Annotated in this window: 26 protein-coding genes and 1 riboswitch; of the genes, 22 read left to right on the plus strand and 4 right to left on the minus strand. The window is 39.0% G+C overall.

The genetic code is table 11. From position 1 onward, the window contains the following. Window positions 1–463, plus strand: a 463-nt coding sequence (locus AC1DRF_RS03820) for a DUF502 domain-containing protein (RefSeq protein ID WP_477740351.1), incomplete at its 5' end; no start/stop codon positions are given. Between the two features lie 24 nt (window positions 464–487). Here the strand turns inward: AC1DRF_RS03820 and AC1DRF_RS03825 are convergent. Beyond that, complete coding sequence (locus AC1DRF_RS03825) at window positions 488–1,360, minus strand: TetR/AcrR family transcriptional regulator (RefSeq protein ID WP_013085359.1); 873 nt, start codon at window positions 1,358–1,360, stop codon at window positions 488–490. A gap of 269 nt (window positions 1,361–1,629) precedes the next feature. On the opposite strand from AC1DRF_RS03825, the gene AC1DRF_RS03830 reads away from it, so the two are divergent. Further along, window positions 1,630–4,740, plus strand: coding sequence for an efflux RND transporter permease subunit (locus AC1DRF_RS03830; RefSeq protein WP_043977269.1), 3,111 nt, complete (start codon window positions 1,630–1,632; stop codon window positions 4,738–4,740). Window positions 4,741–4,776: 36 nt separating this feature from the next. Further along, entirely contained in the window at window positions 4,777–4,914 is a 138-nt protein-coding gene (locus AC1DRF_RS03835; protein ID WP_014457868.1) for a hypothetical protein, read from the plus strand. A 33-nt stretch (window positions 4,915–4,947) separates the two neighbouring features. On the opposite strand, the gene AC1DRF_RS03840 is transcribed toward AC1DRF_RS03835, so the two are convergent. Together AC1DRF_RS03840 and AC1DRF_RS03845 are read right to left on the minus strand one after the other, a co-directional pair. After that, window positions 4,948–5,121 carry a YozQ family protein gene (locus AC1DRF_RS03840; protein ID WP_013085357.1) on the minus strand — a complete coding sequence of 58 codons (174 nt, stop codon included), beginning with the start codon at window positions 5,119–5,121 and terminating at the stop codon, window positions 4,948–4,950. A 111-nt stretch (window positions 5,122–5,232) separates the two neighbouring features. Then, window positions 5,233–6,219 carry an ABC transporter substrate-binding protein gene (locus AC1DRF_RS03845; protein WP_034648466.1) on the minus strand — a complete coding sequence of 329 codons (987 nt, stop codon included), beginning with the start codon at window positions 6,217–6,219 and terminating at the stop codon, window positions 5,233–5,235. A 179-nt stretch (window positions 6,220–6,398) separates the two neighbouring features. On the opposite strand from AC1DRF_RS03845, the gene AC1DRF_RS03850 reads away from it, so the two are divergent. The 6 genes from AC1DRF_RS03850 to AC1DRF_RS03875 all read left to right on the plus strand — a co-directional run bounded on the left by AC1DRF_RS03850 (window position 6,399) and on the right by AC1DRF_RS03875 (window position 11,401). Continuing rightward, the gene (locus AC1DRF_RS03850) at window positions 6,399–7,403 is read left to right on the plus strand and encodes a FecCD family ABC transporter permease (RefSeq protein ID WP_427076595.1); all 1,005 of its coding nucleotides are present in this window, start codon (window positions 6,399–6,401) and stop codon (window positions 7,401–7,403) included. After that, window positions 7,400–8,449 carry a FecCD family ABC transporter permease gene (locus tag AC1DRF_RS03855; RefSeq protein WP_043977265.1) on the plus strand — a complete coding sequence of 350 codons (1,050 nt, stop codon included), beginning with the start codon at window positions 7,400–7,402 and terminating at the stop codon, window positions 8,447–8,449. The genes AC1DRF_RS03850 and AC1DRF_RS03855 overlap by 4 nt, the downstream gene beginning before the upstream one ends. 26 nt (window positions 8,450–8,475) lie before the next feature. Then, window positions 8,476–9,303 (plus strand): ABC transporter ATP-binding protein, encoded by an 828-nt coding sequence (locus AC1DRF_RS03860; protein ID WP_013059664.1) that lies wholly within the window; start codon window positions 8,476–8,478, stop codon window positions 9,301–9,303. Further along, window positions 9,281–10,060 carry an IucA/IucC family C-terminal-domain containing protein gene (locus AC1DRF_RS03865; protein ID WP_427076593.1) on the plus strand — a complete coding sequence of 260 codons (780 nt, stop codon included), beginning with the start codon at window positions 9,281–9,283 and terminating at the stop codon, window positions 10,058–10,060. The genes AC1DRF_RS03860 and AC1DRF_RS03865 overlap by 23 nt, the downstream gene beginning before the upstream one ends. Beyond that, window positions 10,053–10,310 carry a YusU family protein gene (locus tag AC1DRF_RS03870; protein ID WP_427076592.1) on the plus strand — a complete coding sequence of 86 codons (258 nt, stop codon included), beginning with the start codon at window positions 10,053–10,055 and terminating at the stop codon, window positions 10,308–10,310. The genes AC1DRF_RS03865 and AC1DRF_RS03870 overlap by 8 nt, the downstream gene beginning before the upstream one ends. A 173-nt stretch (window positions 10,311–10,483) precedes the next feature. Next, window positions 10,484–11,401 (plus strand): proline dehydrogenase family protein, encoded by a 918-nt coding sequence (locus AC1DRF_RS03875; RefSeq protein ID WP_477740352.1) that lies wholly within the window; start codon window positions 10,484–10,486, stop codon window positions 11,399–11,401. A 79-nt stretch (window positions 11,402–11,480) separates the two neighbouring features. On the opposite strand, the gene AC1DRF_RS03880 is transcribed toward AC1DRF_RS03875, so the two are convergent. Continuing rightward, window positions 11,481–11,630 carry a YuzL family protein gene (locus tag AC1DRF_RS03880; protein WP_013059660.1) on the minus strand — a complete coding sequence of 50 codons (150 nt, stop codon included), beginning with the start codon at window positions 11,628–11,630 and terminating at the stop codon, window positions 11,481–11,483. A gap of 184 nt (window positions 11,631–11,814) precedes the next feature. Between AC1DRF_RS03880 and AC1DRF_RS03885 the strand changes: the two genes are divergently transcribed. The 13 genes from AC1DRF_RS03885 (at window position 11,815) to sufC (ending at window position 23,830) form a co-directional block, all read left to right on the plus strand. Next, a complete protein-coding gene (locus AC1DRF_RS03885) occupies window positions 11,815–14,196 on the plus strand; it encodes a 3-hydroxyacyl-CoA dehydrogenase/enoyl-CoA hydratase family protein (protein WP_427076659.1) in 2,382 nt (793 codons plus the stop codon). 12 nt (window positions 14,197–14,208) lie between these two features. After that, the gene (locus AC1DRF_RS03890; RefSeq protein ID WP_028409611.1) at window positions 14,209–15,387 is read left to right on the plus strand and encodes an acetyl-CoA C-acetyltransferase; all 1,179 of its coding nucleotides are present in this window, start codon (window positions 14,209–14,211) and stop codon (window positions 15,385–15,387) included. A 23-nt stretch (window positions 15,388–15,410) separates the two neighbouring features. After that, window positions 15,411–17,195, plus strand: a complete 1,785-nt coding sequence (locus tag AC1DRF_RS03895) for an acyl-CoA dehydrogenase family protein (RefSeq protein ID WP_043977255.1) — start codon at window positions 15,411–15,413, stop codon at window positions 17,193–17,195. 115 nt (window positions 17,196–17,310) lie between these two features. Continuing rightward, window positions 17,311–17,667 (plus strand): arsenate reductase family protein, encoded by a 357-nt coding sequence (locus tag AC1DRF_RS03900; protein WP_074896353.1) that lies wholly within the window; start codon window positions 17,311–17,313, stop codon window positions 17,665–17,667. Between the two features lie 135 nt (window positions 17,668–17,802). Continuing rightward, window positions 17,803–18,186 carry a glycine cleavage system protein GcvH gene (gene gcvH / locus AC1DRF_RS03905; RefSeq protein WP_013059655.1) on the plus strand — a complete coding sequence of 128 codons (384 nt, stop codon included), beginning with the start codon at window positions 17,803–17,805 and terminating at the stop codon, window positions 18,184–18,186. A gap of 79 nt (window positions 18,187–18,265) precedes the next feature. Next, a complete protein-coding gene (locus tag AC1DRF_RS03910) occupies window positions 18,266–18,511 on the plus strand; it encodes a YusG family protein (protein WP_477740353.1) in 246 nt (81 codons plus the stop codon). Between the two features lie 181 nt (window positions 18,512–18,692). After that, entirely contained in the window at window positions 18,693–19,043 is a 351-nt protein-coding gene (locus AC1DRF_RS03915) for a toprim domain-containing protein (RefSeq protein ID WP_477740354.1), read from the plus strand. Between the two features lie 14 nt (window positions 19,044–19,057). Then, the gene (locus AC1DRF_RS03920) at window positions 19,058–19,357 is read left to right on the plus strand and encodes a thioredoxin family protein (protein WP_477740355.1); all 300 of its coding nucleotides are present in this window, start codon (window positions 19,058–19,060) and stop codon (window positions 19,355–19,357) included. 180 nt (window positions 19,358–19,537) lie between these two features. After that, window positions 19,538–19,645: riboswitch (SAM riboswitch) on the plus strand. Window positions 19,646–19,776: 131 nt separating this feature from the next. Beyond that, window positions 19,777–20,802: a methionine ABC transporter ATP-binding protein gene (locus tag AC1DRF_RS03925; RefSeq protein WP_477740356.1), complete on the plus strand. Its 1,026-nt coding sequence runs from the start codon at window positions 19,777–19,779 to the stop codon at window positions 20,800–20,802. Then, window positions 20,795–21,463, plus strand: a complete 669-nt coding sequence (locus AC1DRF_RS03930; RefSeq protein WP_477740357.1) for a methionine ABC transporter permease — start codon at window positions 20,795–20,797, stop codon at window positions 21,461–21,463. The genes AC1DRF_RS03925 and AC1DRF_RS03930 overlap by 8 nt, the downstream gene beginning before the upstream one ends. Window positions 21,464–21,480: 17 nt before the next feature. Then, on the plus strand, window positions 21,481–22,317 hold the full coding sequence (locus tag AC1DRF_RS03935) for a MetQ/NlpA family ABC transporter substrate-binding protein (RefSeq protein ID WP_014457885.1): 837 nt from the start codon (window positions 21,481–21,483) through the stop codon (window positions 22,315–22,317). A gap of 122 nt (window positions 22,318–22,439) precedes the next feature. Further along, window positions 22,440–22,805, plus strand: coding sequence for a carboxymuconolactone decarboxylase family protein (locus AC1DRF_RS03940; RefSeq protein ID WP_013059648.1), 366 nt, complete (start codon window positions 22,440–22,442; stop codon window positions 22,803–22,805). Window positions 22,806–23,044: 239 nt separating this feature from the next. Then, window positions 23,045–23,830: a Fe-S cluster assembly ATPase SufC gene (gene sufC, locus AC1DRF_RS03945; protein ID WP_477740358.1), complete on the plus strand. Its 786-nt coding sequence runs from the start codon at window positions 23,045–23,047 to the stop codon at window positions 23,828–23,830. Window positions 23,831–23,832 lie beyond the last annotated feature (2 nt).

Consider the following 23,832-nt stretch of genomic DNA (forward strand, 5'->3'; position numbering starts at 1 on the left):
GCCCTACATGAAGCAGGATTATATACCGGGGGTTGGGATCTTAGCGACTCTTGTCTTAATTACGTTCTTAGGATGGTTATCCACTCGTTTTTTTGCAGGGAAAATCATTAACTTAATTGACCGGTTGTTAGAAAGAATACCGCTTGTTAAAACGCTATATATCGTCATTAAAGATACGCTTCAATCTTTTCTTGGAGAAAAAAAGTCCTTTTCAAAAGTAGTTTTAGTGATGATGCCCGGCACGTCAATGAAAGTCATAGGGTTTGTGACCTCCGAAGAAGTAGAAGAGGTGATTCACTCGTTAAAAGACCACGTAGCCGTCTATGTTCCGCAAACTTTTCAAGTAGCTGGTTTTACTTTTTTGATTCCAAAAGAAGAAATTGAATGGTTAGATATTAAGCCGGAAGAAGCAATGAAGTTCGTGTTATCTGGGGGAGTATCTAGTTCAAAAGCAGAAAAATAACAGAAGGCTTGTTGAAGCCTTCTGTTATTTTTGTTGGAGTAAGGCTGTTAAAAGATTAAGCGGTTCTTCCAACGGTTTAAGTTCCGTTAAATTTCCAACCATGCCTTTTACAATAGCAGCGGTAGGCTTATCTTTTTTTAGCTCCGTTTGTAAAATGTGAAAGCTGTCTGCGTGCTCATCAGAAATATGATCGCTGGTGTCTAGCAGATGTTTAATTTCCTCAAGAGCTTGTTTTACCTGCTCATTTTTACTGAGAAAAGTCGTTCTTTCCTTTCCATATATATCTTCACCAAAAGAAGCAGGAATAAGGGGACGAGGTTTTCTAGCTAATAAATCTTCTACTAATACATCAACTCGGTCCATTATGTACTGTGCTACTTCTTTAAATGTAAGTTCGAATTGATTGAAGATAATAATTTCTAAAAAGGAATGATGAATACCTTCAATCATTTTCGTTAAATCCGAGATATAAGGAGTTACGTCTTCTCCGTATACGCTAACGAGGCTTTTGCGATGAAAGTAAAACGTTTCTCGCTGCATTTTATGAACAAAGGTCTCCACTTCTTTGTTAAATGGAATAGATTTTTCACGAATTTGCATGATAATAAAATCTCTGTGCTCCGTAATAAATTCATAGAAATAGATGAGCTGATTCATATAGCGGCTGCGGGCATCGTTTACTTCCTCGTCGAGAGCATAAACAGAGCTAAACAGCTTTTCATAGTAAAAGTTTAGAATTGATAATAAAAGTGCATCCTTAGATTTGAAGTGCAGGTAAAATGCACCTTTTGAAATGTTGCATTCATCTACAATTTCTTGCACAGAGGTAGCATTAAATCCTTTTTTTGCAAAAAGCTTAATCGAAGCTTCAATTATTCTCTTTTCTTTTTCTTTCATGTATTCTACCTCCTTTATTGAACAATTTAGCCATTCATTTCGTTAGATAATAGTATCATACACTAAAAAAGATAAAGGTATATATCAAAGTTAAAACCGGGAGTCAGTTCCTTTAAAAAACGATTTATCGTAAATATGTCTTTATTATGAACATGGTAGGAGAAAGCCTGCTTAGGGTTGACACTGACCGGTTAGTCATTTATATTTTAAGTTGTTGTGACCGATCAGTCAATTTCATTAGTATACATATATTTGAAGGAGGATATGCATTGGGGAAGTTTATTAAATTTTCATTGAAAAATAAATTTGCAGTATGGCTGTTAACACTCTTTGTCATTATTGCAGGGCTGTATTCAGGGTTTAATATGAAGCTAGAGACCATTCCTGATATTTCAACGCCTGTTGTAACAGTCAGTGCAACTTATCCGGGAGCCACTCCGGAACAAGTGGCAGATAAGGTGAGTAAGCCGATTGAACAAAAGCTTCAGGGACTGAGCGGCGTTGACACAGTTAGCTCATCTTCTTATGAAAATATGGCTACTATTCAAGTTGAATATAGCTTTAGTAAAGATATGGAAAAGGCAGAAGACGAAGTTAGACGAGCTCTTTCAAACGTAGATCTGCCAGATGATGTAGAGGAACCAAATGTTTCAAGACAAAGCATTAGTGATTTTCCGATTATTTCATTAAGCGTTTCAGATGATAAAAAATCATTAGAAGAATTAACGAAGTATGTAAAAAATACTGTTGTTCCACAAGTTGAAAAAGTGCAGGGGATTTCTTCGGTCAGCGTGTCAGGAGAACAAGTTGAAGAAGCAGAACTTGTATTCAAACAAGACAAGCTCAAGCAGCTGGGACTCGATGAAGATACGGTGAAAAAGCTTATCCAAGCATCTGATGCAAAAGTGCCGGCTGGTACGTATACGATGGATGGATCTCAAAAATCTGTTGTGGTAGACGGAAAGATGACAACAGAAAAAGATTTGGAAAACTTAGAGATTCCAGCTGTGCCTAGTCAAGGAGCTGCTCGAGATCAGCAACAAGGAATGAGCCAGCAGCAGACACAAGGAGCCGTTCAGCAGGCGCCGTCCGCAGCTTCTATTCCCACTGTGAAATTAAAAGAAATTGCGGATATTAAAGTGACGGGGAAAGCAGAATCTATTTCTCGCACGAATGGAAAACCTTCAATTGCTGTACAAGTTGTCAAAGCGAAGGATGCGAACACAGTAAATGTTGTAAATGATATTAAAGAAAAAATGAATAGCCTAGAAAAGAAAAACAAAGACCTTCATGTTGACAATATTTTTGATCAAGGTAAACCGATTGAAGATTCTGTTCATACGATGCTAAATAAAGCTATTATCGGTGCGGTCTTTGCGGTTATTATTATTCTTTTATTTTTACGTGATATTCGTTCAACGATTATTGCCGTTATTTCGATTCCGCTTTCGTTATTAATCGCCATTTTAGCGCTCAAATCAATGGATATCTCTTTAAATATTATGACGCTCGGAGCGATGACTGTAGCCATTGGAAGGGTTGTAGATGATTCCATTGTCGTTATTGAAAATATTTACCGCCGCATGGCTTATCAGGAAGAAAAGCTTAAAGGAAAAGATTTAATTGTCGCGGCAACGAAAGAGATGTTTGTTCCAATTTTCTCTTCTACAATCGTAACCGTGGCCGTATTCTTACCGTTAGGTCTAGTAGAAGGACCGGTAGGAGAGCTATTCTTACCGTTTGCGTTAACCGTTGTTTTTGCACTGTTAGCATCGCTGCTAGTAGCGGTAACACTCGTGCCAATGCTTGCTCATTCGTTATTTAAAACAAATGTAAAAGTAAAAGAAGAAAAACCAAGCAAACTAGCGCACGGATATAAGCGAATTTTGAACTGGACGCTAAACCATAAGCTTATTTCCTTTGGGTTAGCCGTACTACTGTTAGTAGGAAGTTTATTCTTAGTTCCTTCTATTGGCGTGAGCTTCTTATCATCCGATCAAGAAAAAACGCTGACGCTTACGTATACACCGAAAGCCGGACAGTCTCAAAGCGACGTAGAAAAAGCAGCAAATCGCGCAGAAGCGTACTTGATGAAGCGAGATGGTGTCAAAACGGTTCAGTATTCGTTCGGTGAAGGTAACTCTTTTAATCCGGGAAGCAAAAATAACGTTTTAACATTTGTGCAATATGACGAGGATACACAAAACTTTGATAAAGAGCAGGATAAAGTATTAAAAGCTCTTAATAAACAAGCAAATCAAGGTGAATGGGGCTCAATGAATACGGCGTCTAGCGGTAGCAATAATTCATTAAACGTCCTTATTTACGGAGATAGCTTAGATGAAATCAAACCTTATGCTGATAAAGTTCAGCATGTTTTAGACAAGCATAAAGAACTGAAAAATGTCGATTCTACGCTTTCAGATACGTTTGATGAATATACGCTAGTACCGAATCAAAAGAAAGCCGCTAAACTGGGCTTGTCTGCTAGTCAAATCGGCATGCAAATTTCGAACCTTGGCCAGCGTGAAGTATTAACGACTATCCAAAAAGATGGAAACGAAATTAACGTATACCTTCCAAAAGAAAAAGAGGATTTCTCTACTTTTACCGAACTTTCAAGCACAAAAGTGACCTCTCAAACTGGACAGGAAGTTACATTAAATGAAGTTGTCGATATTAAAAAAGGTAAAACATCGAATACGGTAACTCGTCGTGATAATAAAATTTATGCAGAGGTAAGTGCCGATATTAAGAGTGACGATGTAGGCGGCGTTTCTTCTAACGTTCAAAAAGAAGTGAAGAAAATTGATTTGCCCAGTGATATGGATATTAACTTTGGCGGAGCATCAGAGCAAATTAATGACTCATTTAGTCAATTAGGAATTGCTATGCTCGCAGCCATCGGTATCGTGTACTTCGTACTAGTACTGACATTTGGTGGAGGGCTAGCACCGTTTGCTATCTTATTCTCACTTCCATTTACACTTATTGGTGCACTAGTGGCGCTGTTAATCTCTGGAGAAACAATCAGCATTTCTTCGATGATTGGAGCTCTTATGCTGATTGGAATTGTGGTAACCAATGCAATTGTTCTGATTGACCGCGTGATTCATAAAGAGCAAGAGGGTCTGTCGACGCGTGAAGCGTTACTAGAAGCTGGAATGACCCGTCTTCGCCCGATCTTAATGACAGCTATTGCAACGATTGGTGCACTGCTTCCATTAGCGTTTGGATTTGAAGGTGGAGGCCTTATTTCAAAAGGGCTAGGGGTTACGGTAATCGGAGGACTAACAAGTTCTACGCTGCTTACGCTCATTATCGTTCCAATTGTCTATGAGTTTTTTATGAAGTTTAAGCGCAAAAAAGTAAAAAAGTAGAAGCAAAACAAATTTCCGCTTTTGAGGTGAATAGCGATGAAGTCAATTGATAAACTAATGAAACAGCTGATTCAACAAGGAATTAAAGCAAAGAAAGTAACGATTGATAAATCAAAGCGCCAGCAGTGGATGTCCATGTCATTGCCTAAAACGGCATGGCAGCATTCAAAATAAAAAAGAGCTGACTTAGAGTCAGCTCTTTTTTTATTAACGATCTGTATCTTCAAATGATCCTTCTTGATAGGCGTCGCTTACTTGCTCATGTGTTTCTGCTAGGCCTTGTGAGAGTGCATCTTGTCGGTTATAATCTTCTGTTTCGAACTGACGGTCAGCCATTTCATTTGTATCAGGCTGCTTTTTAGGCTGTTTTTTTGAATTCATTTTCACCACTCCTATTTAATAAAGTGAGACCACGGTTAGTGTGCGATGAAAGGAAATACATTATACATGCAAAAAGAGCTTCGGTTCGTCGAAGCTCTTTCTTTCATATTATTATTGTTTTTTATCTAAGAAGATTTTTTCAATATCATCAAGTACGATATTAGCTGCTAACACACCGCCTGCTGTATTCCAAGTAGCATCATCTACTTTATGAACATGGTCTTCTTGAGCTACTTTTAACTTTTTGAAAAGCGGATCGTTTATCCATTCTTTTTCAAGCTTTGTTGCTTCGCCGTCTCCCGTTTCATAAGAGAAGTAGAATAGCTGATCGCCGTCCATTGCCGGAATGCGTTCTTTTGTTGCATTCATTTCAGCAAAATCATTTTTGTCTTGAGATTCAGGGCGAGCAAAGCCAAGCTGATCTAAAATAACGCCTGAGAACGAATCTTTATGATAGATACGAACGTCTCCAGCTGTAAAGCGTACAACTGAGATTTTTTGTTTTAACTGATCACCAAGACGTTTCTTTAAATCTGCTACGCGATTGTCATAGTCAGCTAATACTTCTTTACCTTTTTCTTCTTTATTCACAGCTTTTGCATATAACTTAAAGTTTGATTTCCAGTCTCCGCGCAGCTCTTCAGAAAATACAGTCGGAGCAATTTGACTCAGCTGATCGTATACTTTTTCTTGGCGCATCTTATTTCCGATAATCAAGTCAGGTTTTAAAGCTGCGATTGCTTCTAAGCTTGGTTCGCTTTCTGTACCTACACTTTTAACGCCTTTCATCTGACCTTTAATATGGTCATACCACGGATTTCCTAACCATGATTGAACAGCACCCACAGGCTTTACACCCATTGCAAGCAGAGCTTCAGTACCTTCGTTTGTTAAAACGACCACTCGTTTAGGTGTTCCTTTAATCTCTGTTTTATCCATTGCGTGTTTTACTGTATAAGTTTCGCCAGAACCCTCAGTTTTTTCTTTTTTATTATCGTCAGCGCTGTTTGAATTACCGCAGGCTGCCAGCACAAGCAGTGTCATAATGGTAAGAATGGATAACAAATATGACAACTTGCCTTTAGAATATGTATTCACATCTCTTCCTCCTCTTAAGTGATAATGATTTTCATTAACAATTAAGATAATATTCTAACTTTTAAGCGGTGTCAATTAAAAATTGAAAATGATTCTCAAAATCATTGACACTTTTTTCAATGTTTCCTAAACTAAAGGTTAGATATATATAGGAATCATCTTAGAGGAGAGCAATGAAAATGATGCTACGCAGTGTTCAAATGAAAGTAATAGGGCTCATCATTGGAATCATGCTGCTTTTAATCTGTATTGGATTAAGTATCGTACTCGGATACACAGATACAAGTATCAAGACAGCATTTGAAGCTTTTCAAGCGTTTAACGGTTCGAATGAGCACATAGTTATTCAAAATATTCGATTGCCGCGCGCTATAATCGGTGCTGTGGTAGGTATTTGTTTAGGAATTGCAGGAGCAATGATGCAGGCGTTAACGAAAAACCCACTTGCTTCACCAGATATTATTGGTGTGAACGCTGGGGCCAGCTTTTTTATTGTTGTTGCAGTGATGATTTTTTCGGTCAATTCACTTCAAGCTTTTACATGGATTGCATTTGTAGGAGCGGCATTAACCGTAGTGGTTGTCTATTTTCTTGGGTCCATCGGAAAAGAAGGATTAACGCCTATTAAATTGACGCTCGCAGGAGCGGCTATTGCAGCCTTTTTCTCTTCTTTAACACAAGGTCTGCTGGCTGTCGATGAATCTTCACTTGATCAAGTTCTCTTTTGGCTGGCTGGGTCTGTTCAAGGGCGCAAGGTGGAAATGCTGTATGGCATACTGCCTTATGTAGTGCTAGCAATTATTGTCACGTTTTTTATTGCTTCAAAAATTAATATTTTAACGATTGGTGAAGATGTAGCTAAAGGATTAGGTCAAAGAACGGCTCTTGTGAAAATTATAAGCGGGATCATTATTGCCATTTTAGCTGGTGGAGCCGTTGCAGTAGCCGGTCCGATTAGCTTTGTTGGAATCATTGTTCCTCATGTTGTAAGAGCAATTGTAGGACAAGATTATCGCTGGGTATTTCCCTATAGTGCGGTTGCCGGCGGGATTTTAATTTTATTAGCTGATGTTGCGGCTAGGTATGTCATTATGCCTCAAGAAATCCCTGTTGGAGTCATGACTGCTGTTATTGGTACACCTTTCTTTATCTACATGGCAAGGAAAGGGGCGAAGGCGTCATGAAAACATACTTATCTCTTCGCTTAAAGCGGATTTCATTTTTAATTAACATAAAAGCAGCTTTGATTATCACTGGTTTTTCAGCTGCACTTATTGCTCTTTTTTTATTAAGTGCAGGTACGGGTGACTTATTTATCAATCCCTTTCGTGTGATTAACATTTTAGCGGGTCATGGACTGGAGTTTGAACGGTTAGTTGTTACCTCCTTTAGACTTCCGCGCATTATCGTTGCCATTTGTGCCGGTATTTGTTTAGCCATTGCAGGTGCTATCTTGCAGGGGCTTGTGCGAAATCCGCTTGCTTCACCAGACTTAATTGGATTAACAGGGGGAGCGTCAGTCGGTGTAGTGTTATTTTTGACACTATTTAGTGATAAAAGCAACTCGTTAACCGTAAGTATTAATTGGATGCCTGTTAGCGCATTTTTAGGTGCATTGGCAGTGGCGCTTTTACTTTATGTGTTTGCCTGGAAAAATGGCGTCTCTCCTATTACACTAGTATTAATAGGAATTGGATTAACAGCGTTAACGAAAGCTATGACCACGCTGTTTATGATTATGGGTCCTATCTATCGCGCAAGCCAGGCAAATATTTGGATTACAGGAACGGTGTATGGCTCAAACTGGGCCAGTGTTTCCGTACTAGTTCCTGTTACAATAGGGCTGGTTATAATCACGATTTTAATGATTCGAAATTTAAATGTTCAAGAATTAGGTGAAGAAATTGCGACTAACGTTGGAAGTCGCGTTCAAAAAAATCGATTGGCACTATTACTGATGAGTACAGCTTTAACAGGAAGCGCCGTTGCATTTGCCGGCGGGATTAGCTTTGTAGGATTGCTTGCTCCACATATTGCCCGAAAGCTGGTAGGTTCTTCGTTCGGAGCTTTAATACCGCTATCGGCACTAATCGGAGCGATTTTAATCACAGCAGCAGATTTAATTGGCCGAACATTTTTCTTGCCAATCGAAGTGCCAGCAGGTGTATTTACAGCTGCAATTGGCGCACCGTACTTCATTTATTTACTATACAAACAAAGAAACGTATAGCATTCTTTGTAGAAGGAGCGATTCGCATGCATTCGTTAGAAACAAAATCGCTAACATTATCATATGGAGAAGCGATGATTATAGATGAGCTTGACGTTACCATCCCAAAGGGTGAGATTACGGTTTTTATCGGCAGTAATGGATGCGGAAAATCTACGCTGCTGCGTTCACTAGCAAGACTATTAAAGCCACATGCAGGCTCTATTTTACTAGAAGGCTCTAAAATTTCCTCTCTTCCGACCAAGGAAATTGCAAAGCAGCTAGCAATTCTTCCGCAAGGTCCTGTTGCACCTGAAGGGCTGACAGTGCTTCAGCTTGTTAAACAAGGGCGCTATCCGTATCAAAATTGGTTCCGTCAGTGGTCTCAAGAAGATGAAGAAAAAGTACAAAATGCACTCGAAGCAACAGGGTTAGCAGACTTGGCTGATCGTCAAGTTGATTCGCTTTCTGGAGGACAGCGTCAGCGCGCATGGATTGCTATGACATTAGCACAAGATACGGATATTATTTTACTTGATGAACCGACAACGTATTTAGATATGACGCATCAAATTGAGATCTTGGACTTGTTGTTTGAACTGAATGAAAAAGAAAATCGTACCATAGTAATGGTGCTGCATGATTTAAACTTAGCCTGCCGCTATGCTCATCATATTGTGGCGCTTCAAGATAAAAAAATCTATGCACAGGGAAGACCAGAAGAAGTCATTAACTGCGATTTAGTACAGCGAGTCTTTAATATGAACTGTGAAGTGACGGTGGATCCGTTATTTGGAACGCCTCTTTGTATTCCTCATGGGCGCGGACGATGTATTGTGAATAAGCTGCGCGTTGAAACGCAGCATGCTCAATAAGAAAGAGCAAAGCGAGTTAGCAGAAAAATTCCGCTGTACGTTTAAAGATAACTCGCTGTATAGGTTGTCTCCCTCCAGCTGCATGGATGAAAGCACGCTGCGGATGCAGCTGCTATGGATTCAACAGACGATGGAGGCTGATAACTTGAGAGCAGCTGCCTCCATGTTAGCTAAGCGGTATAGCTTTGTTGTGGTGGCGGCTTTGTATTCATTTATTGTGTTTCAAAAAAAGATAAATGCATCGACTAAAAATGTTTCGTTGCATACAGAAGACGCTGAAACGATGTGGCTCCCAAAAGTGTTCATCTCAGAAATTGAGACGAAAGAAGTAACAGAGGACAATCGGAAAATTCTTCTTGATGAACTTCTTGATGAATTGTTTGCTCATCACATTGAGCGGATATGGTCATCACTGCGTAAAGTGACAAAAATCTCGAAGCTGACGCTGTGGGAAAACGTAGCTGTTTATATCCACTGGCTTTGGGATTTGCTTTTAGCAAATGAAGAAATACAAAATGTGCAAGTACAAAAGAATTTACGATATGTGTTGGAAGAAGCTGAGGGTCATCACTTTGGTTCATACCATCATAATCCGTTTGCTAGGTACAGTTCACCTCTTCAAGTAGAGAAGCAAAAGCAGGAGATAAGAGGTCGGCAAACGTGCTGTTTGTCTTACCAAACAGGAGATAAAAAGACTTATTGTCGAACGTGTCCGGTTATTTGTAAACCAAAGAAAGGAGTGATTGTGCATGAGTAAAACCTTTCAAGAGCAATTCGACGGTTTAATTGAAAAGTATACGGAACTAATGGTTGGTCAAAACGACGAGCGGCTACAAGAAAAAGTAAAAATGTGGGCACTTTACAACCATATCTCAAAATCCATGCCGCCTTTAACCAAGCATTGGAATCAATTATATCCAGAAGCAAAAGCGGAAATGGTCGAGATTGTGAAGGAAATAAAAGAGCTGAATGAAGCGCATCGAGCGTCACAGCGAAAACCAGAATAAAAACATTCATCACAAAGCTGATGGATGTTTTTTTATCCAAAAGCTCTCGGTCGCTTTTTGGTTTTGTGTGCATACGTTAATAAAGGGTGCCTATCTAGTTTGAAAAATGGTAAAATTAATGATAATTAAATAAATTTTGTGAGGCGTATGACAAGTGAAGGCGGGGGGTTGCTTTGGAACAAACGATAAGAAACTTTTTTTTATTGTTATCAAAAAGCAAAAAGTTAACAAAGCTGGCTAAGCGCTATGGCTTACGTTTTGGAGCAGCACGTTTTGTTGCAGGGGAAACCATCGATGAAGCTGTTAGTGTGATAAAAAAGCTAAATGAACAGGGATTAAAAGTAACGATTGATTATCTTGGCGAGTTTGTGGAAAGTGAAGTTGAAGTGGATCATGCTGCAGCTCAATGCATAAAGGCCATTCACCTTATACACAAAGAAAGATTAGATTCAGAAATTTCTTTAAAATTAACGTCTATGGKGCTAGATATTTCAGAAGATTTGGCGCTTCATCATATGCGGCGTATTCTTGAAGAAGCGGAAAAACATAGCGTATTTGTGACGATTGATATGGAGGACTATAAGCGATGCAGCAAGACGATTAAGCTATTTAAACAATTAAAAAATGAGTATGAACACGTAGGGACGGTGCTTCAAGCATACTTATATCGAACAGAAAGTGACATCCGTGAATTAGATGCTTATGCTCCTAAATTAAGGTTAGTGAAAGGGGCGTACAAAGAAGCAGCAGACGTGGCTTTTCCTGATAAAGAAGACGTGGACGAAAACTTTCAAAACATCATTGGACTTCACTTATTAAACGGTCACTACACAGCAGTTGCTACTCACGATGAACGAATCATTCAGTATACAAAAGAGTTTGTTAAAAAGCATGGAATTTCAATGAATCAGTTTGAGTTTCAGATGCTATACGGGATTCGATCAGAAAGGCAAGTTCAGCTCGTAGCAGAACAATATAAAATGAGAGTGTACGTTCCTTATGGAACGGACTGGTATGGGTACTTTATGAGGCGCCTTGCAGAAAGACCTGCAAATGTTGCATTTGTCTTAAAAGGAATTGTAAAAAAATAATAATGAAATGGTCGTGATGACAAAGTAAAAAATAATCAAAAATCGAACATGATTCGATTACTCATGTTCGATTTTGAGGTTAATGTCCTTGAGTGTTATGCTTTGTGTACTGTTGGTTTTGAGATGTCTTTTTGCCGCGTCCGTGCGGTTCATTGACCGGTCCAGCATTTCCTTTAACGCTTGCTGCGCTTACGCCTGCTGACGATGGATCCTTCTTTAATTTGCTCACAAAATCACCTCCTGTGTATTAAGATAACCAAACACATTAAAAATAGTTAGAGATAATATTGTGAATATATTGCGAAAATTTAAAAAATGTTTTATAGTAAAAACAGAGATTAACAGTGACTCTCTTTTTTTACGCATAAAATGAATGATTATTCATTCAATATATTAAAGGGGATGTGGGGATAATTATGAACATAAAAAAAGCCGCCGTTTTAGGTTCAGGAGTTATGGGCTCTGGAATTGCAGCTCATTTAGCAAATGTAGGAATTCCAACGCTTTTGCTAGATGTGGTTCCAACTTCATTAACAGCAGACGAGGAAAAAAAACAGCTAACGCTTGAAGATAGACAAGTGAGAAATCGGTTGAGTACAACTGCTCTAGCTAAATTAAAGAAGCAAAAACCGGCACCTTTAACGTCGAAGTCATCACTATCGTTAATTACGCCAGGAAATCTTGAAGATCATTTACAGCAGTTAAGCGAGTGTGATTGGATTATTGAAGTAGTAGTGGAACGTCTTGATATTAAACAGCAGTTGTTTGAAAGAATTGACAGTGTACGAAAAAAAGGAAGTATCGTAAGTTCAAATACTTCAGGAATATCGATCCACGAAATGGCTAAAGGACGCTCAGAAGATTTTAAAGCGCATTTTTTAGGAACGCACTTTTTTAATCCACCGCGTTATTTAAAGTTATTAGAAATCATTCCAACTCATGACACAAAATCAGAAATTGTTGAATATATGAAAACGTTTGGTGAAGATGTATTAGGTAAAGGAGTAGTTATTGCAAAAGATACGCCTAACTTTATCGCCAACCGTATCGGTACGTACGGTTTACTTGTGACCGTTCAAGAAATGTTAAAAGGCAATTACAGCGTGGGAGAAGTTGACTCTGTGACGGGCCCCTTAATTGGAAGACCAAAAAGCGCAACGTTTCGAACACTAGACGTAGTGGGTCTAGACACATTTATTCATGTGGCCAATAATGTATTTGACAAAGTAGAAGGCAAAGAAAAAGAAGTGTTCGATGTCCCTTTATTTATGAAACAAATGCAGGAAAATGGCTGGCTGGGAAGCAAGTCAGGGCAAGGCTTCTTTTTGAAGAAAGGAAAGGAAATTTTGGAACTTGATCCTAGTACACTTCAATACGTCGAGAGAAAGAAGTTAAAAACAGCTTCTACCGAATTAAGCAAGCAGGCAAAAGGGCTGCAAAATAAAATGAAAGCGCTTATATATTCTGATGATCGTGCCGGACAGCTTCTTTGGAATGTGATCAGTCCCGTTCTTGTATATGCAGCACAGTTAAAAAATGAAATCGCCGACGATATCGTGGCCGTTGATCAAGCTATGAAGTGGGGATTTGGCTGGAAAATGGGTCCTTTTGAGACGTGGGATGCAATTGGTTTAGAAAAGTCAATTGAGAAGATGGAGCAGTCTGGTTTAGCAGTTCCGCAGTGGGTAAAACAAATGCAGGAAAATGGATTTACAAGCTTCTATAAAGAAATGGAAGGTCAAACGCTTTACTACGAAGATGAAGAGTATAAAGCGGTAAAAGAAAATAAAAAGGTGATTCATCTGTCATCTTTACGTTCTCAAAATAATGTCATTTTAGAAAACAGCGGAGCGAGTTTAATTGATTTAGGAGATGATGTGGCGTGCCTGCAGTTCACCTCTCCTAACAATGCAATCGGGCTAGATATTATTAGTTTATTAAATCAGTCTCTTGAAGAAGTGAATAAGAACTATAAAGGGCTGGTCATAGGAAATCAAGGGAAAAATTTCTGCGTTGGCGCTAACTTAGCTATGATTTTAATGGAAGCACAAGATGACAATTATTTTGAAATTGAATTTGTCATTAAACAATTTCAACAGGCAATGATGAAGGTGAAATACAATGAAAAGCCGGTTGTTGCAGCTCCATTTGCGATGACTCTTGGAGGCGGAGCAGAGATTTGCTTACCGTCAGCTAAAATTCAAGCTTCTGCTGAAACTTACATGGGCCTTGTAGAAGTAGGAGTCGGACTCATTCCTGGTGGAGGAGGTAATAAGGAGCTTTATATCAAACAGCTAAATGGTTTACCTAACGGTGTAACGCTCGATCTTCAGCAAATTGCCAATAAAACATTTGAAACAATTGCTACTGCAAAAGTATCTGCTTCTGCTGCAGAAGCTAGACAGCTAAACTTTTTAAATCGTCATGATGGCATCAGCGTAAACGGAGATCACTTGCTGAATGATGCGAAGAACTCAGTCCTTGCTTTACATGACACGGGCTATAAACCACCTGTAAGAACTAAAATTCCTGTGGTTGGAGAAACAGGATATGCAACGTTGCTGCTAGGAGCTCAATCCATGAAGTATTCAGGATATATATCAGAACATGATTATAAAATTGCTAGTAAGTTAGCATTTGTGTTAGCTGGAGGACGTGTAGCGTTTGGTTCGGAAGTTGATGAAGAGTATTTGCTGGACTTAGAGAGAGAAGCGTTTTTAAGCCTTGTTGGAGAAGCGAAGTCTCAAGAACGTATGCAGCACATGTTAGTTAAAGGAAAACCACTGCGTAATTAAGGGGGAGAAAAAATGAGAGAAGCAGTTATTGTAGCAGGTGCTAGGACACCGGTTGGAAAAGCAAAAAAAGGTTCACTGGCAAGTGTTAGGCCTGATGATTTGGGAGCCATTGCGGTTAAAGAAACTCTTCGCCGAGCAGGCGGATACGAAGGACCAATTGATGATTTAATTATTGGTTGTGCGATGCCTGAAGCAGAACAAGGTTTGAATATGGCTCGAAATATTGGCGCTCTTGCGGGTTTGCCTTATACGGTGCCAGCAATAACGATTAATCGTTATTGTTCATCAGGTTTGCAAAGTATTGCCTACGGTGCAGAACGAATTATGCTAGGGCAAGCCAAAGCAGTGTTAGCTGGAGGAGCAGAATCAATGAGTTTTGTTCCGATGTTTGGAAACGTAGCGCGTCCAAATGTTCAGCTGGTTGAAAATGCGCCGGAATATTATATGGGCATGGGACATACAGCAGAACAAGTAGCGATGAAATACGGCATTTCACGTGAAGACCAGGATGCGTTTGCTGTACGCAGCCATCAAAAAGCAGCAAAAGCACTTCAAGAAGGGAAGTTTAACGACGAAATTGTTCCGGTGGAAGTGACGCTTAGAAAAGTGGATGAAAACAATAAGCTCCGTGAACAAAAGCTGATGTTCTCTCAAGATGAAGGAGTTCGTCCTGGCACAACTGCGGATGTATTAGGAAAACTTCGTCCAGCTTTTTCAGTTAAAGGATCCGTAACAGCTGGAAACTCTTCGCAGACAAGTGACGGAGCTGCATCCGTTTTTCTAATGGATAAAGAGCAAGCTGAAGCAGAAGGGTTAAAGCCTTTGCTTAAGTTTCGCTCATTTGCAGTTGGAGGAGTTCCGCCTGAAGTAATGGGGATTGGCCCGATAGCTGCCATTCCTAAAGCTCTTAAACTAGCAGGGCTGGAGCTTTCTGATATCGGATTGTTTGAATTAAATGAAGCATTTGCTTCTCAAGCACTTGGCGTTATTCGTGAATTAAATATTAATGAAGATAAAGTAAATGTAAACGGAGGCGCTATTGCCTTAGGTCATCCATTAGGCTGTACCGGAGCTAAGCTGACTCTTAGCTTAATGCACGAAATGCAGCGTCGAAATGAGCAGTTTGGAATTGTCACGATGTGTATTGGCGGAGGAATGGGAGCTGCTGGTGTATTTGAATTGTTAGCATAATTATTTCAAAGGGGGATATGAACATGTCAAATAAAACAAAACAAATGATTAAAGGTGGAAGCTTTTTAATTGAAGAAGGCGATGCAAGCCGCGTCTACACGCCGGAGGATTATACATCTGAACAAAAGATGATTGCCAAGACGACAGATGAATTTGTAGAAAATGAAGTCCTTCCACAAGTGGAATATTTAGAAAAGCATGAGTTTGACCGTTCTGTAAAGTTATTAAAACAAGCTGGTGAATTAGGTTTGCTTGGTGCAGATGTACCGGAAGAATACGGTGGACTCGGTTTAGATAAGATTACCTCGGCTTTAATTGCTGAAAAAATGTCTCGAGCAGGCGGATTTTCCATCACTCATGGTGCTCACGTAGGAATTGGGTCATTGCCAATCGTCTTATTTGGAACAGAAGAGCAAAAACAAGCATATTTACCTGCTTTAGCAGTTGGGGAAAAAATAGCAGCATATGCGTTAACAGAACCTGGTTCTGGTTCCGATGCCCTCGGTGCTCGCACAACAGCTCGCCTTAACGCAGAAGGCACACACTATGTGTTAAATGGAGAAAAGCAGTGGATTACAAATGCCGGATTTGCTGATGTGTTCGTCGTGTACGCGAAAATCGACGGCGATAAATTTTCTGCTTTTATCGTTGAACGCGAATTTCCAGGCGTATCGGTTGGACCGGAAGAGAAGAAGATGGGAATCAAGAGTTCATCAACAAGAACGTTGATTCTTGAAGATGCACTTGTTCCAAAAGAGAACGTGTTAGGTGAAGTGGGAAAAGGTCATGTGATTGCCTTTAACATTTTAAATATTGGGCGCTACAAGCTTGGAGTTGGAGCAGTTGGAGCAGGGAAACGTGCGTTAGAAATCACGTCTCAATATGTTAACCAGCGTCAGCAGTTTAAAACGCCAATCGCTAAATTTTCATTAACCCAAGAAAAATTAGCAACAATGGCTTCTAAATTATATGCAACTGAAAGCTCCGTCTATCGTACGGTAGGACTTTTTGAAGACCATATGGGCCAGCTTTCAGAAGAACAGCAAAAAGACGGAAAGCAAATTGCCGCTTCCATTGCTGAATATGCCATTGAATGCTCATTAAACAAAGTGTTTGCCACGGAATCTCTTGACTACATCGTAGATGAAGGCGTCCAGCTTCACGGAGGCTATGGTTTTATGAGTGAGTATGAAATTGAGCGCCTGTATCGTGATTCCCGCATTAACCGTATTTTTGAAGGAACAAATGAAATTAATCGACTCTTAGTACCAGGCACATATTTACGCAAAGCGCTAAAAGGAGAGCTTCCGCTGCTTCAAAAAGCACAAACGCTTCAAGAAGAATTGATGATGCTTATGCCGCAGGAAGTAGGAAATGAGCCGTTAGATCAAGAAAAAATGCTTGTGCAAAATGGAAAGAAAATTGCGCTCTTGCTTTTAGGTCTAGCTGCACAGAAGTATGGGAAAGAATTAGAGAAAGAACAAGAAATTCTCGTTAATATTTCCGATATGATTAGTAACGTATATGCAATGGAATCCACTGTTTTACGTACTGAAAAAGCGATTTCCAAAACAGGTGCAGATCAAAACAGCTTGAAGGTAAAATATACGCAAGTATTTTGCCAAGAAGCATTTAATCGAATTGAAGCAGATGCAAAGGAAACGTTAATTGGCGTTGAACAAGGTGATACGCTTAGAGTCATGCTTTCGTCTCTTCGCAAGTTAACTCGCTATACACCAATTAATGTAATTAGTGTAAAGCGCGAGATTGCAAAAACGCTTCTAGAAGTAGAGAAGTTCACAGTTTAAGGGAAAAGGAGCTCGTTTTACGAGCTCCTTTTTGTTTAAGAAGCCTCTATCTAGGTAAATGATAAAGGATGTGTTAAAATACGAAAAAAGCTTAAAATAAAGGGTGGTTGACGAAATGTCATTATTTTTTTATTCATATCCAAAGTGTGGTACGTGCCGAAAAGCTAAGAAGTGGCTGGATGATAACGGAGTAGCGTATGAAGAAATTCATATTGTAGAAAACCCGCCAACAAAAGAGCAGCTGCAATCTTATTATCAGAACAGCGGCTTAGAATTAAAAAAATTCTTTAATACAAGCGGTAAAAAATATCGCGAATTAGGAATTAAAGATAAAGTAAGCAGTGCGAGTGAAGATGAACTTCTGTCGATTCTTGCGTCAGATGGCATGTTAATTAAGCGTCCGCTGCTAACAGATGGACAAAAAGTAACGCTTGGCTTCAAAGAAGAGCAGTTTGAGGACGTGTGGAAGTAAGTTTTCAAATAGAAAATTTTTACCTTTTACGTTACACTGTTAATAGGAAGTTATTTTAGGTTGTAGAAAGTGTTCTCCACGTTGAAGGCGCTTTTTATATAAACAAATTACGATACATATTTTGGAGGGATTAAGATGAGTACACCAAAAGATTTGCGTTATTCTGAAGAGCATGAATGGGTAAAAACAGAAGGGGACGTTGTCCGCGTAGGTATTACGCATTTCGCTCAAGCTGAGCTTGGCGACATCGTATTCGTTGAACTGCCAGAAGTAGGAGCAACAGTAGAAGCTGACGAGCCGTTTGGCAGCGTTGAATCAGTAAAAACAGTTTCTGAGCTTTACGCACCAATTAGCGGTGAAGTTGTAGCAGTAAACGACAACTTAAGCGATAGCCCTGAACTTGTTAATGAATCTCCATACGAAGAAGCATGGATGATTACAATCAAACCGTCTGATGCTTCTCAAGTAGATAAGCTAATGACAGCAGAGCAATACGAAGAAATGACAAACGAAGGATAATATTCCTCCATAAATTGTCTTTATGAAAAGTTTTTGACTGGACACTCTATTAGTAAACAAGCTAAAGGAGTGTCTTTTTATGTTTGAAAAACAAAAAATGAACGTTACAGATCGCGTTACAGCTAAATTTCATGACGGCGGTATGAAATTATATGTTGATAAGCAGCCAATTGGTGAAGTTAGTTACGGAACAAGCGGCAATGAATACCGCTTTGAAGAAGGTTATTCGCAAGAAAATAATAAGTTCTATCAATATACGGATGTACAAAAACAAGGTGAAACGCAAAAATATACAGACTGCGACGAAGAAGCAGGATGGTGCTAAACAGTGGCAACTGCCACTGTTTTTCTTGTCTTATGGAAACAATATGGCCTAAGCTGCTTTTTAAAACAGTTCTTTCTTGCAAATTTCTTTTAAAAAACAGGTGAACTGTGATACATTAACGAATATTGTATAGCATAAAGAAATGATGTTACTATACAACTGACGATTATGGGTGATGAAAATGGGGCTAATTGAAATTGAAAAAGTAATTATTGTCGAAGGAAAATCAGATAAAAAGCGTATCCAAGATATCATTCGAGAACCAATTGAAATTATCTGTACAAACGGTACGATTAGTTTATCAAAGCTGGATGAAATTATTGACTGTACGTTTAACAAAGAGGTATACATACTTGTTGACTCTGATGATTCAGGGAATAAGCTAAGAAAACAATTTAAACGAGAGCTTCCGGAAGCAGAGCATCTATATATTGATAAAATGTACCGAGAGGTTGCTACCGCCCCTAGACATCACATAGCAACAGTATTACTGAGTGCCAATATCGATGTTAATGCAGAATTTTTAACATAAAAGGAATGAGCAACATGCAAGAATGGAGCGAAAAACAACTTGACGATCAGTTAAAAGAAGGACAAAGAACGTTTATCTTTTTCCATACACCTTTTTGCGGGACATGTCAGCTGGCAAAAAAAATGTTAACCGTAGCAGAAGCGATGCTGCCCGGTGTGACCATCGGAATGAGCAATTTAAATTATATGCCTTCAAAAGCAGAAATATTTTCAATTGAAAGTGTACCTTGTTTGATTGAAGTGAAAAATGGCGAAATGGTAAAAAAACTCTATGCGTTTCATTCCATCGAGCACTTACTTGAAGAGCTTCGATAATCAAACGTTTGTTTAAAATGAAGAAATTGAAAGAGAGTGAACCGTTGGGGCTGTTGGAATCTTGGGATATTATCCCAAGAACAAAATCTGTTGACAGCCTATCTGACACATGCTAAAATCACACTCATGAATGTTCATAAATGAATGAATATTTCCCAAAAACAAAATAATTGTTGCGAACTCTTATCAAGAGAGGTGGAGGGACTGAGCCCTGTGAAACCCGGCAACCGTCAGACTAACTGAAATGGTGCCAATTCCTGCAAAGCTATGCGCTTTGAAAGATGAGAGAAAGGATTAAATATCGAGCCTTTCTGTCATGCGCAGAGAGGCTTTTTTGATGGGGAAAATTGTTTTACGGCTTTTTCATCCTATAGGGCAACCTAACATAATTAAGTTTTTACTAAAGAAGGTGAAGAAATATGATTACATTAACAGACGTTACAAAAATTTATCAGGCCAAAAGTGGTCAAATAACAGCTGTTGATAATGTGAATCTAACCGTTAACCAAGGTGAAATTTACGGAATTATTGGTTATAGCGGAGCGGGGAAAAGTTCTTTAATTCGCTTGCTAAACGGGTTAGAAACACCAACGACAGGAACGGTAGAAGTAGCAGGTAATGATATTGGAAAAATTAAAGGCGGAAAACTCAGAAAAGCTAGACAAGAAATTAGTATGGTATTTCAGCACTTTAATATCTTGTGGTCGCGTACGGTGCGAGAAAATATTGCTTTTCCGTTAGAAATAGCAGGGATCTCAAAAGAAAAAAGAATGAAACGAGTAGACGAGCTTATCAAGTTAGTCGGGCTTGAAGGGCGTGAAAATGCTTATCCATCACAGCTTAGCGGTGGACAAAAGCAGCGTGTTGGTATTGCTCGAGCGCTAGCCAATAACCCAAAAGTATTGCTGTGTGATGAAGCAACATCAGCGCTTGATCCTCAAACGACAGATTCCATTTTAGATCTGTTAGTAGATATTAATGAGAAGCTAGGGTTAACCATTGTATTGATTACTCATGAAATGCACGTTATTCGTAAAATTTGTCATCGGGTAGCCGTTATGGAAAATGGGGCAGTGGTAGAAGAAGGACAAGTGCTAGAAGTATTCAGAAAACCTAAGCAGCCGATTACAAAACGATTCGTTCAACAGATTTCTGAACCAGAAGAAACGTTTGAAACAATTGAACAAGTACAGGGGTTATATCCAAGCGGGCAAATTATTCAGCTGACGTTTGTTGGCGGAAAAGCAGAGCAACCGCTCATTACAACGATTTTAAAACAGTTTGATGTAACGATTAATATTTTGCAAGGAAAGATTTCTCATACACAAACAGGTTCATACGGGACGTTGTTCGTTCATTTAGACGGAGAATTAACAGAAGTTGAAAAAGTCATTGCATACATTCATGAGCAGCAGGTCGAAGTGGAGGTAATGACAAATGTTTGAGAAACTATTTCCGAACGTTATTTTAGATGATTTTATTCAAGCGACAAATGAAACACTATATATGACGGCTATTTCAGTTATAGCCACGTTTGTTCTAGGTATTTTATTGGGCTTGCTTTTATTTTTAACGTCCAAAGGACAGCTCTGGCAAAACAAACCTTTATATGCCATTGTGTCAGCAGTTGTAAATATCTTTCGTTCCATTCCATTCATTATTTTAATTGTTTTACTGATTCCATTTACCAAAGCATTGGTAGGAAGTATTTTAGGCGCTAATGCAGCGTTACCTGCTTTAATTGTGGGAGCAGCACCATTTTATGCGCGTCTTGTAGAAATTGGTCTGCGTGAAATTGATAAAGGTGTTATTGAAGCTGCTAAATCAATGGGAGCAACAACAAGCACTATTATCTTTAAAGTGCTGTTACCTGAATCGCTGCCAGCTTTAATTTCTGGTTTGACGGTAACGACGATTGCGCTAGTCGGCTATACGGCAATGGCGGGTGTGATTGGAGCTGGAGGTCTTGGGAATCTTGCATATTTAGAAGGATTCCAGCGCAGTCATAATGATGTAACGCTAGCTGCTACGATCTTAATTTTGATTATTGTATTTATTATCCAACTTATTGGAGATGCGATTACTGCAAAAATTGATAAAAGATAAAGGGAGGATTATTTATTATGAAAAAATGGCTTTCGGCTTTAGCACTAACATCTGCGCTAGTAGTAGGATTAGCTGCATGTGGATCTAACAATGGATCAAAAGATGAAAAGAAAATTGTTGTGGGTGCATCTAATACGCCTCATGCTGAAATTTTAGAACAAGCAAAACCGATTTTAGAAAAACAAGGAATCGACTTAGAAATTAAAAAATTCCAAGATTACATCTTACCGAACACAGCTCTTGCAAACAATGAAATTGATGCAAACTACTTCCAGCACGTTCCTTATATGAATTCAGTGCTGAAAGATCACAAGGGTGAAAAAGGGTATGATTTTGTAAGTGCCGGTGCCATTCACATTGAACCAATCGGTATCTACTCTAAAAAATACAAAAGCTTAAAAGATCTTCCGAAGAACGGCACAGTTATTATGCGTGATGCAGTAGCAGAGCAAGGACGTATTTTATCGATTTTTGAAAAAGCCGGCGTAATCAAATTAAAACCAGGCGTAAAGAAAACAGATGCACAAATTAAAGATATCGTAGAAAACCCGAAGAATTTAAAATTTAAAGCCGATGTTGAAGGCGGATTGCTACCTCAAATGTACAAAAATAATGAAGGTGACGCTGTTGTTATCAATGCTAACTATGCTATCGATGCTGGTTTAGATCCAGTAAAAGATCCAATCGCAGTGGAAAGCAAAGAAAATAACCCTTATGCAAACATCATTACGGTTCACAAAGGCGACGAAAATAAAGATACAGTGAAAGCTTTAGTGAAAGTTCTTCACTCTAAAGAAATTCAAGACTACATTAAAGAAAAATACAAAGGCGGAGTACTGCCGGTAAATAAATAATAGAAGAAAAGCGCTTGTCCACTCTGGGCAAGTGCTTTTTTTGTATGGGGGAAAACGAATAACTCTTATTTTTCTCACGCATACTAACCGTGAAAACTTTACTGATGATGGGAGCTGACGTTATGCAGCAAGAAGCACGTCATTCAACTGAGCAAGCACTTCATGATTATAAAATGGGTGTTGGGAAATTTAGCGAAAAATTGCCGGAAGTAACAAAAACGTTTAATGCGTTTACTGAAGCATGTTTTGGAGAAGGTTCTCTTTCTAAAAAAGAAAAGCAGTTAATCGCGTTAGGAATCAGCGTAGTAGCTCAAGACGAGTACTGTATGATTTATCATACAAAAGGCTGCATTGATCAAGGTGCAACTGAACAAGAAATTTTAGAAGCATGCGGAGTGTCAGCAGCATTTGGCGGAGGCGCAGCGATGAGTCAGTCCGTTACGCTTGTCCAAGAGTGTATTTCAGAACTGACTAGCCACACGCACTAAGTAAATAAAGAGGGTAAAAAAGCTTGTCTTAGAAGGCTCTATGGAGTCTTTTAAGGCAACTTTTTTATGAGTGGATTTAGTCTTGAAAAATGTACATAATGGTTTAAAACCTTTTGGGTCAAAAGGTTGCTATAAGTTTTCATTTGTTATAAGATTGTAATGAGAATAAAATGAGAATAATTAAAAAGATATAGGTATATCGTTTTTTACTATATACGTCTATAACTGGAGGTTTTAATATGGCAGGGTCAACTTTAACAATTAAAGATCTTCATGTTGCAATTGAAGGTAAAGAAATTTTAAAAGGTGTTAATTTAGAAGTTAAGGGCGGCGAAATCCATGCAATCATGGGACCAAACGGTACTGGTAAATCAACATTATCTTCAGCAATCATGGGACATCCTAAATACGAGGTTACACAAGGAAGCATCACGCTAGACGGCGAAGATGTACTTGAGATGGAAGTAGATGAGCGCGCTCGTGCAGGTCTATTCCTAGCTATGCAATATCCAAGTGAAATCAGCGGGGTAACAAATGCTGACTTCTTACGTTCAGCAATTAATGCTCGTCGTGAAGAAGGCGAAGAAATTTCACTAATGAAATTCATCCGTCAATTAGACAAAAACATGGATTTCTTAGAGATGGATCAAGACATGGCTCAGCGTTACCTAAACGAAGGTTTCTCTGGCGGTGAGAAGAAACGTAATGAAATTCTGCAATTAATGATGCTTCAACCAGGAATTGMAATTTTAGATGAAATCGACTCTGGTTTAGATATCGATGCGTTAAAAGTTGTATCAAAAGGTATTAATGAACTGCGCGGCAGCGAGTTTGGTTGCTTAATGATTACTCACTACCAACGTTTACTAAACTACATTACACCAGATAAAGTTCACGTTATGATGCAAGGTCGCGTTGTGAAATCAGGCGGACCAGAATTAGCACAGCGTCTAGAGGCAGAAGGTTATGACTGGATCAAACAAGAATTAGGTATTGAAGACGAAACTGTAGAGCAAGAAGCTTAAGA

This window comes from Priestia sp. P5_B4, assembly GCF_056400385.1.

Bases quoted from the DNA above. Each gene is read 5' to 3' on its own strand.
- AC1DRF_RS03930 (WP_477740357.1), top strand. From the start codon at position 20,795: ATGTTTGAGAAACTATTTCCGAACGTTATTTTAGATGATTTTATTCAA.
- AC1DRF_RS03940 (WP_013059648.1), top strand. From the start codon at position 22,440: ATGCAGCAAGAAGCACGTCATTCAACTGAGCAAGCACTTCATGATTAT.
- AC1DRF_RS03925 (WP_477740356.1), top strand. From the start codon at position 19,777: ATGATTACATTAACAGACGTTACAAAAATTTATCAGGCCAAAAGTGGT.
- AC1DRF_RS03870 (WP_427076592.1), top strand. From the start codon at position 10,053: ATGAGTAAAACCTTTCAAGAGCAATTCGACGGTTTAATTGAAAAGTAT.
- AC1DRF_RS03890 (WP_028409611.1), top strand. From the start codon at position 14,209: ATGAGAGAAGCAGTTATTGTAGCAGGTGCTAGGACACCGGTTGGAAAA.
- AC1DRF_RS03915 (WP_477740354.1), top strand. From the start codon at position 18,693: ATGGGGCTAATTGAAATTGAAAAAGTAATTATTGTCGAAGGAAAATCA.
- AC1DRF_RS03935 (WP_014457885.1), top strand. From the start codon at position 21,481: ATGAAAAAATGGCTTTCGGCTTTAGCACTAACATCTGCGCTAGTAGTA.
- gcvH (WP_013059655.1), top strand. From the start codon at position 17,803: ATGAGTACACCAAAAGATTTGCGTTATTCTGAAGAGCATGAATGGGTA.
- AC1DRF_RS03850 (WP_427076595.1), top strand. From the start codon at position 6,399: ATGATGCTACGCAGTGTTCAAATGAAAGTAATAGGGCTCATCATTGGA.
- AC1DRF_RS03825 (WP_013085359.1), bottom strand. From the start codon at position 1,360: ATGAAAGAAAAAGAAAAGAGAATAATTGAAGCTTCGATTAAGCTTTTT.
- AC1DRF_RS03900 (WP_074896353.1), top strand. From the start codon at position 17,311: ATGTCATTATTTTTTTATTCATATCCAAAGTGTGGTACGTGCCGAAAA.
- AC1DRF_RS03835 (WP_014457868.1), top strand. From the start codon at position 4,777: ATGAAGTCAATTGATAAACTAATGAAACAGCTGATTCAACAAGGAATT.
- AC1DRF_RS03840 (WP_013085357.1), bottom strand. From the start codon at position 5,121: ATGAATTCAAAAAAACAGCCTAAAAAGCAGCCTGATACAAATGAAATG.
- AC1DRF_RS03920 (WP_477740355.1), top strand. From the start codon at position 19,058: ATGCAAGAATGGAGCGAAAAACAACTTGACGATCAGTTAAAAGAAGGA.
- AC1DRF_RS03895 (WP_043977255.1), top strand. From the start codon at position 15,411: ATGTCAAATAAAACAAAACAAATGATTAAAGGTGGAAGCTTTTTAATT.
- AC1DRF_RS03910 (WP_477740353.1), top strand. From the start codon at position 18,266: ATGTTTGAAAAACAAAAAATGAACGTTACAGATCGCGTTACAGCTAAA.
- AC1DRF_RS03855 (WP_043977265.1), top strand. From the start codon at position 7,400: ATGAAAACATACTTATCTCTTCGCTTAAAGCGGATTTCATTTTTAATT.
- AC1DRF_RS03860 (WP_013059664.1), top strand. From the start codon at position 8,476: ATGCATTCGTTAGAAACAAAATCGCTAACATTATCATATGGAGAAGCG.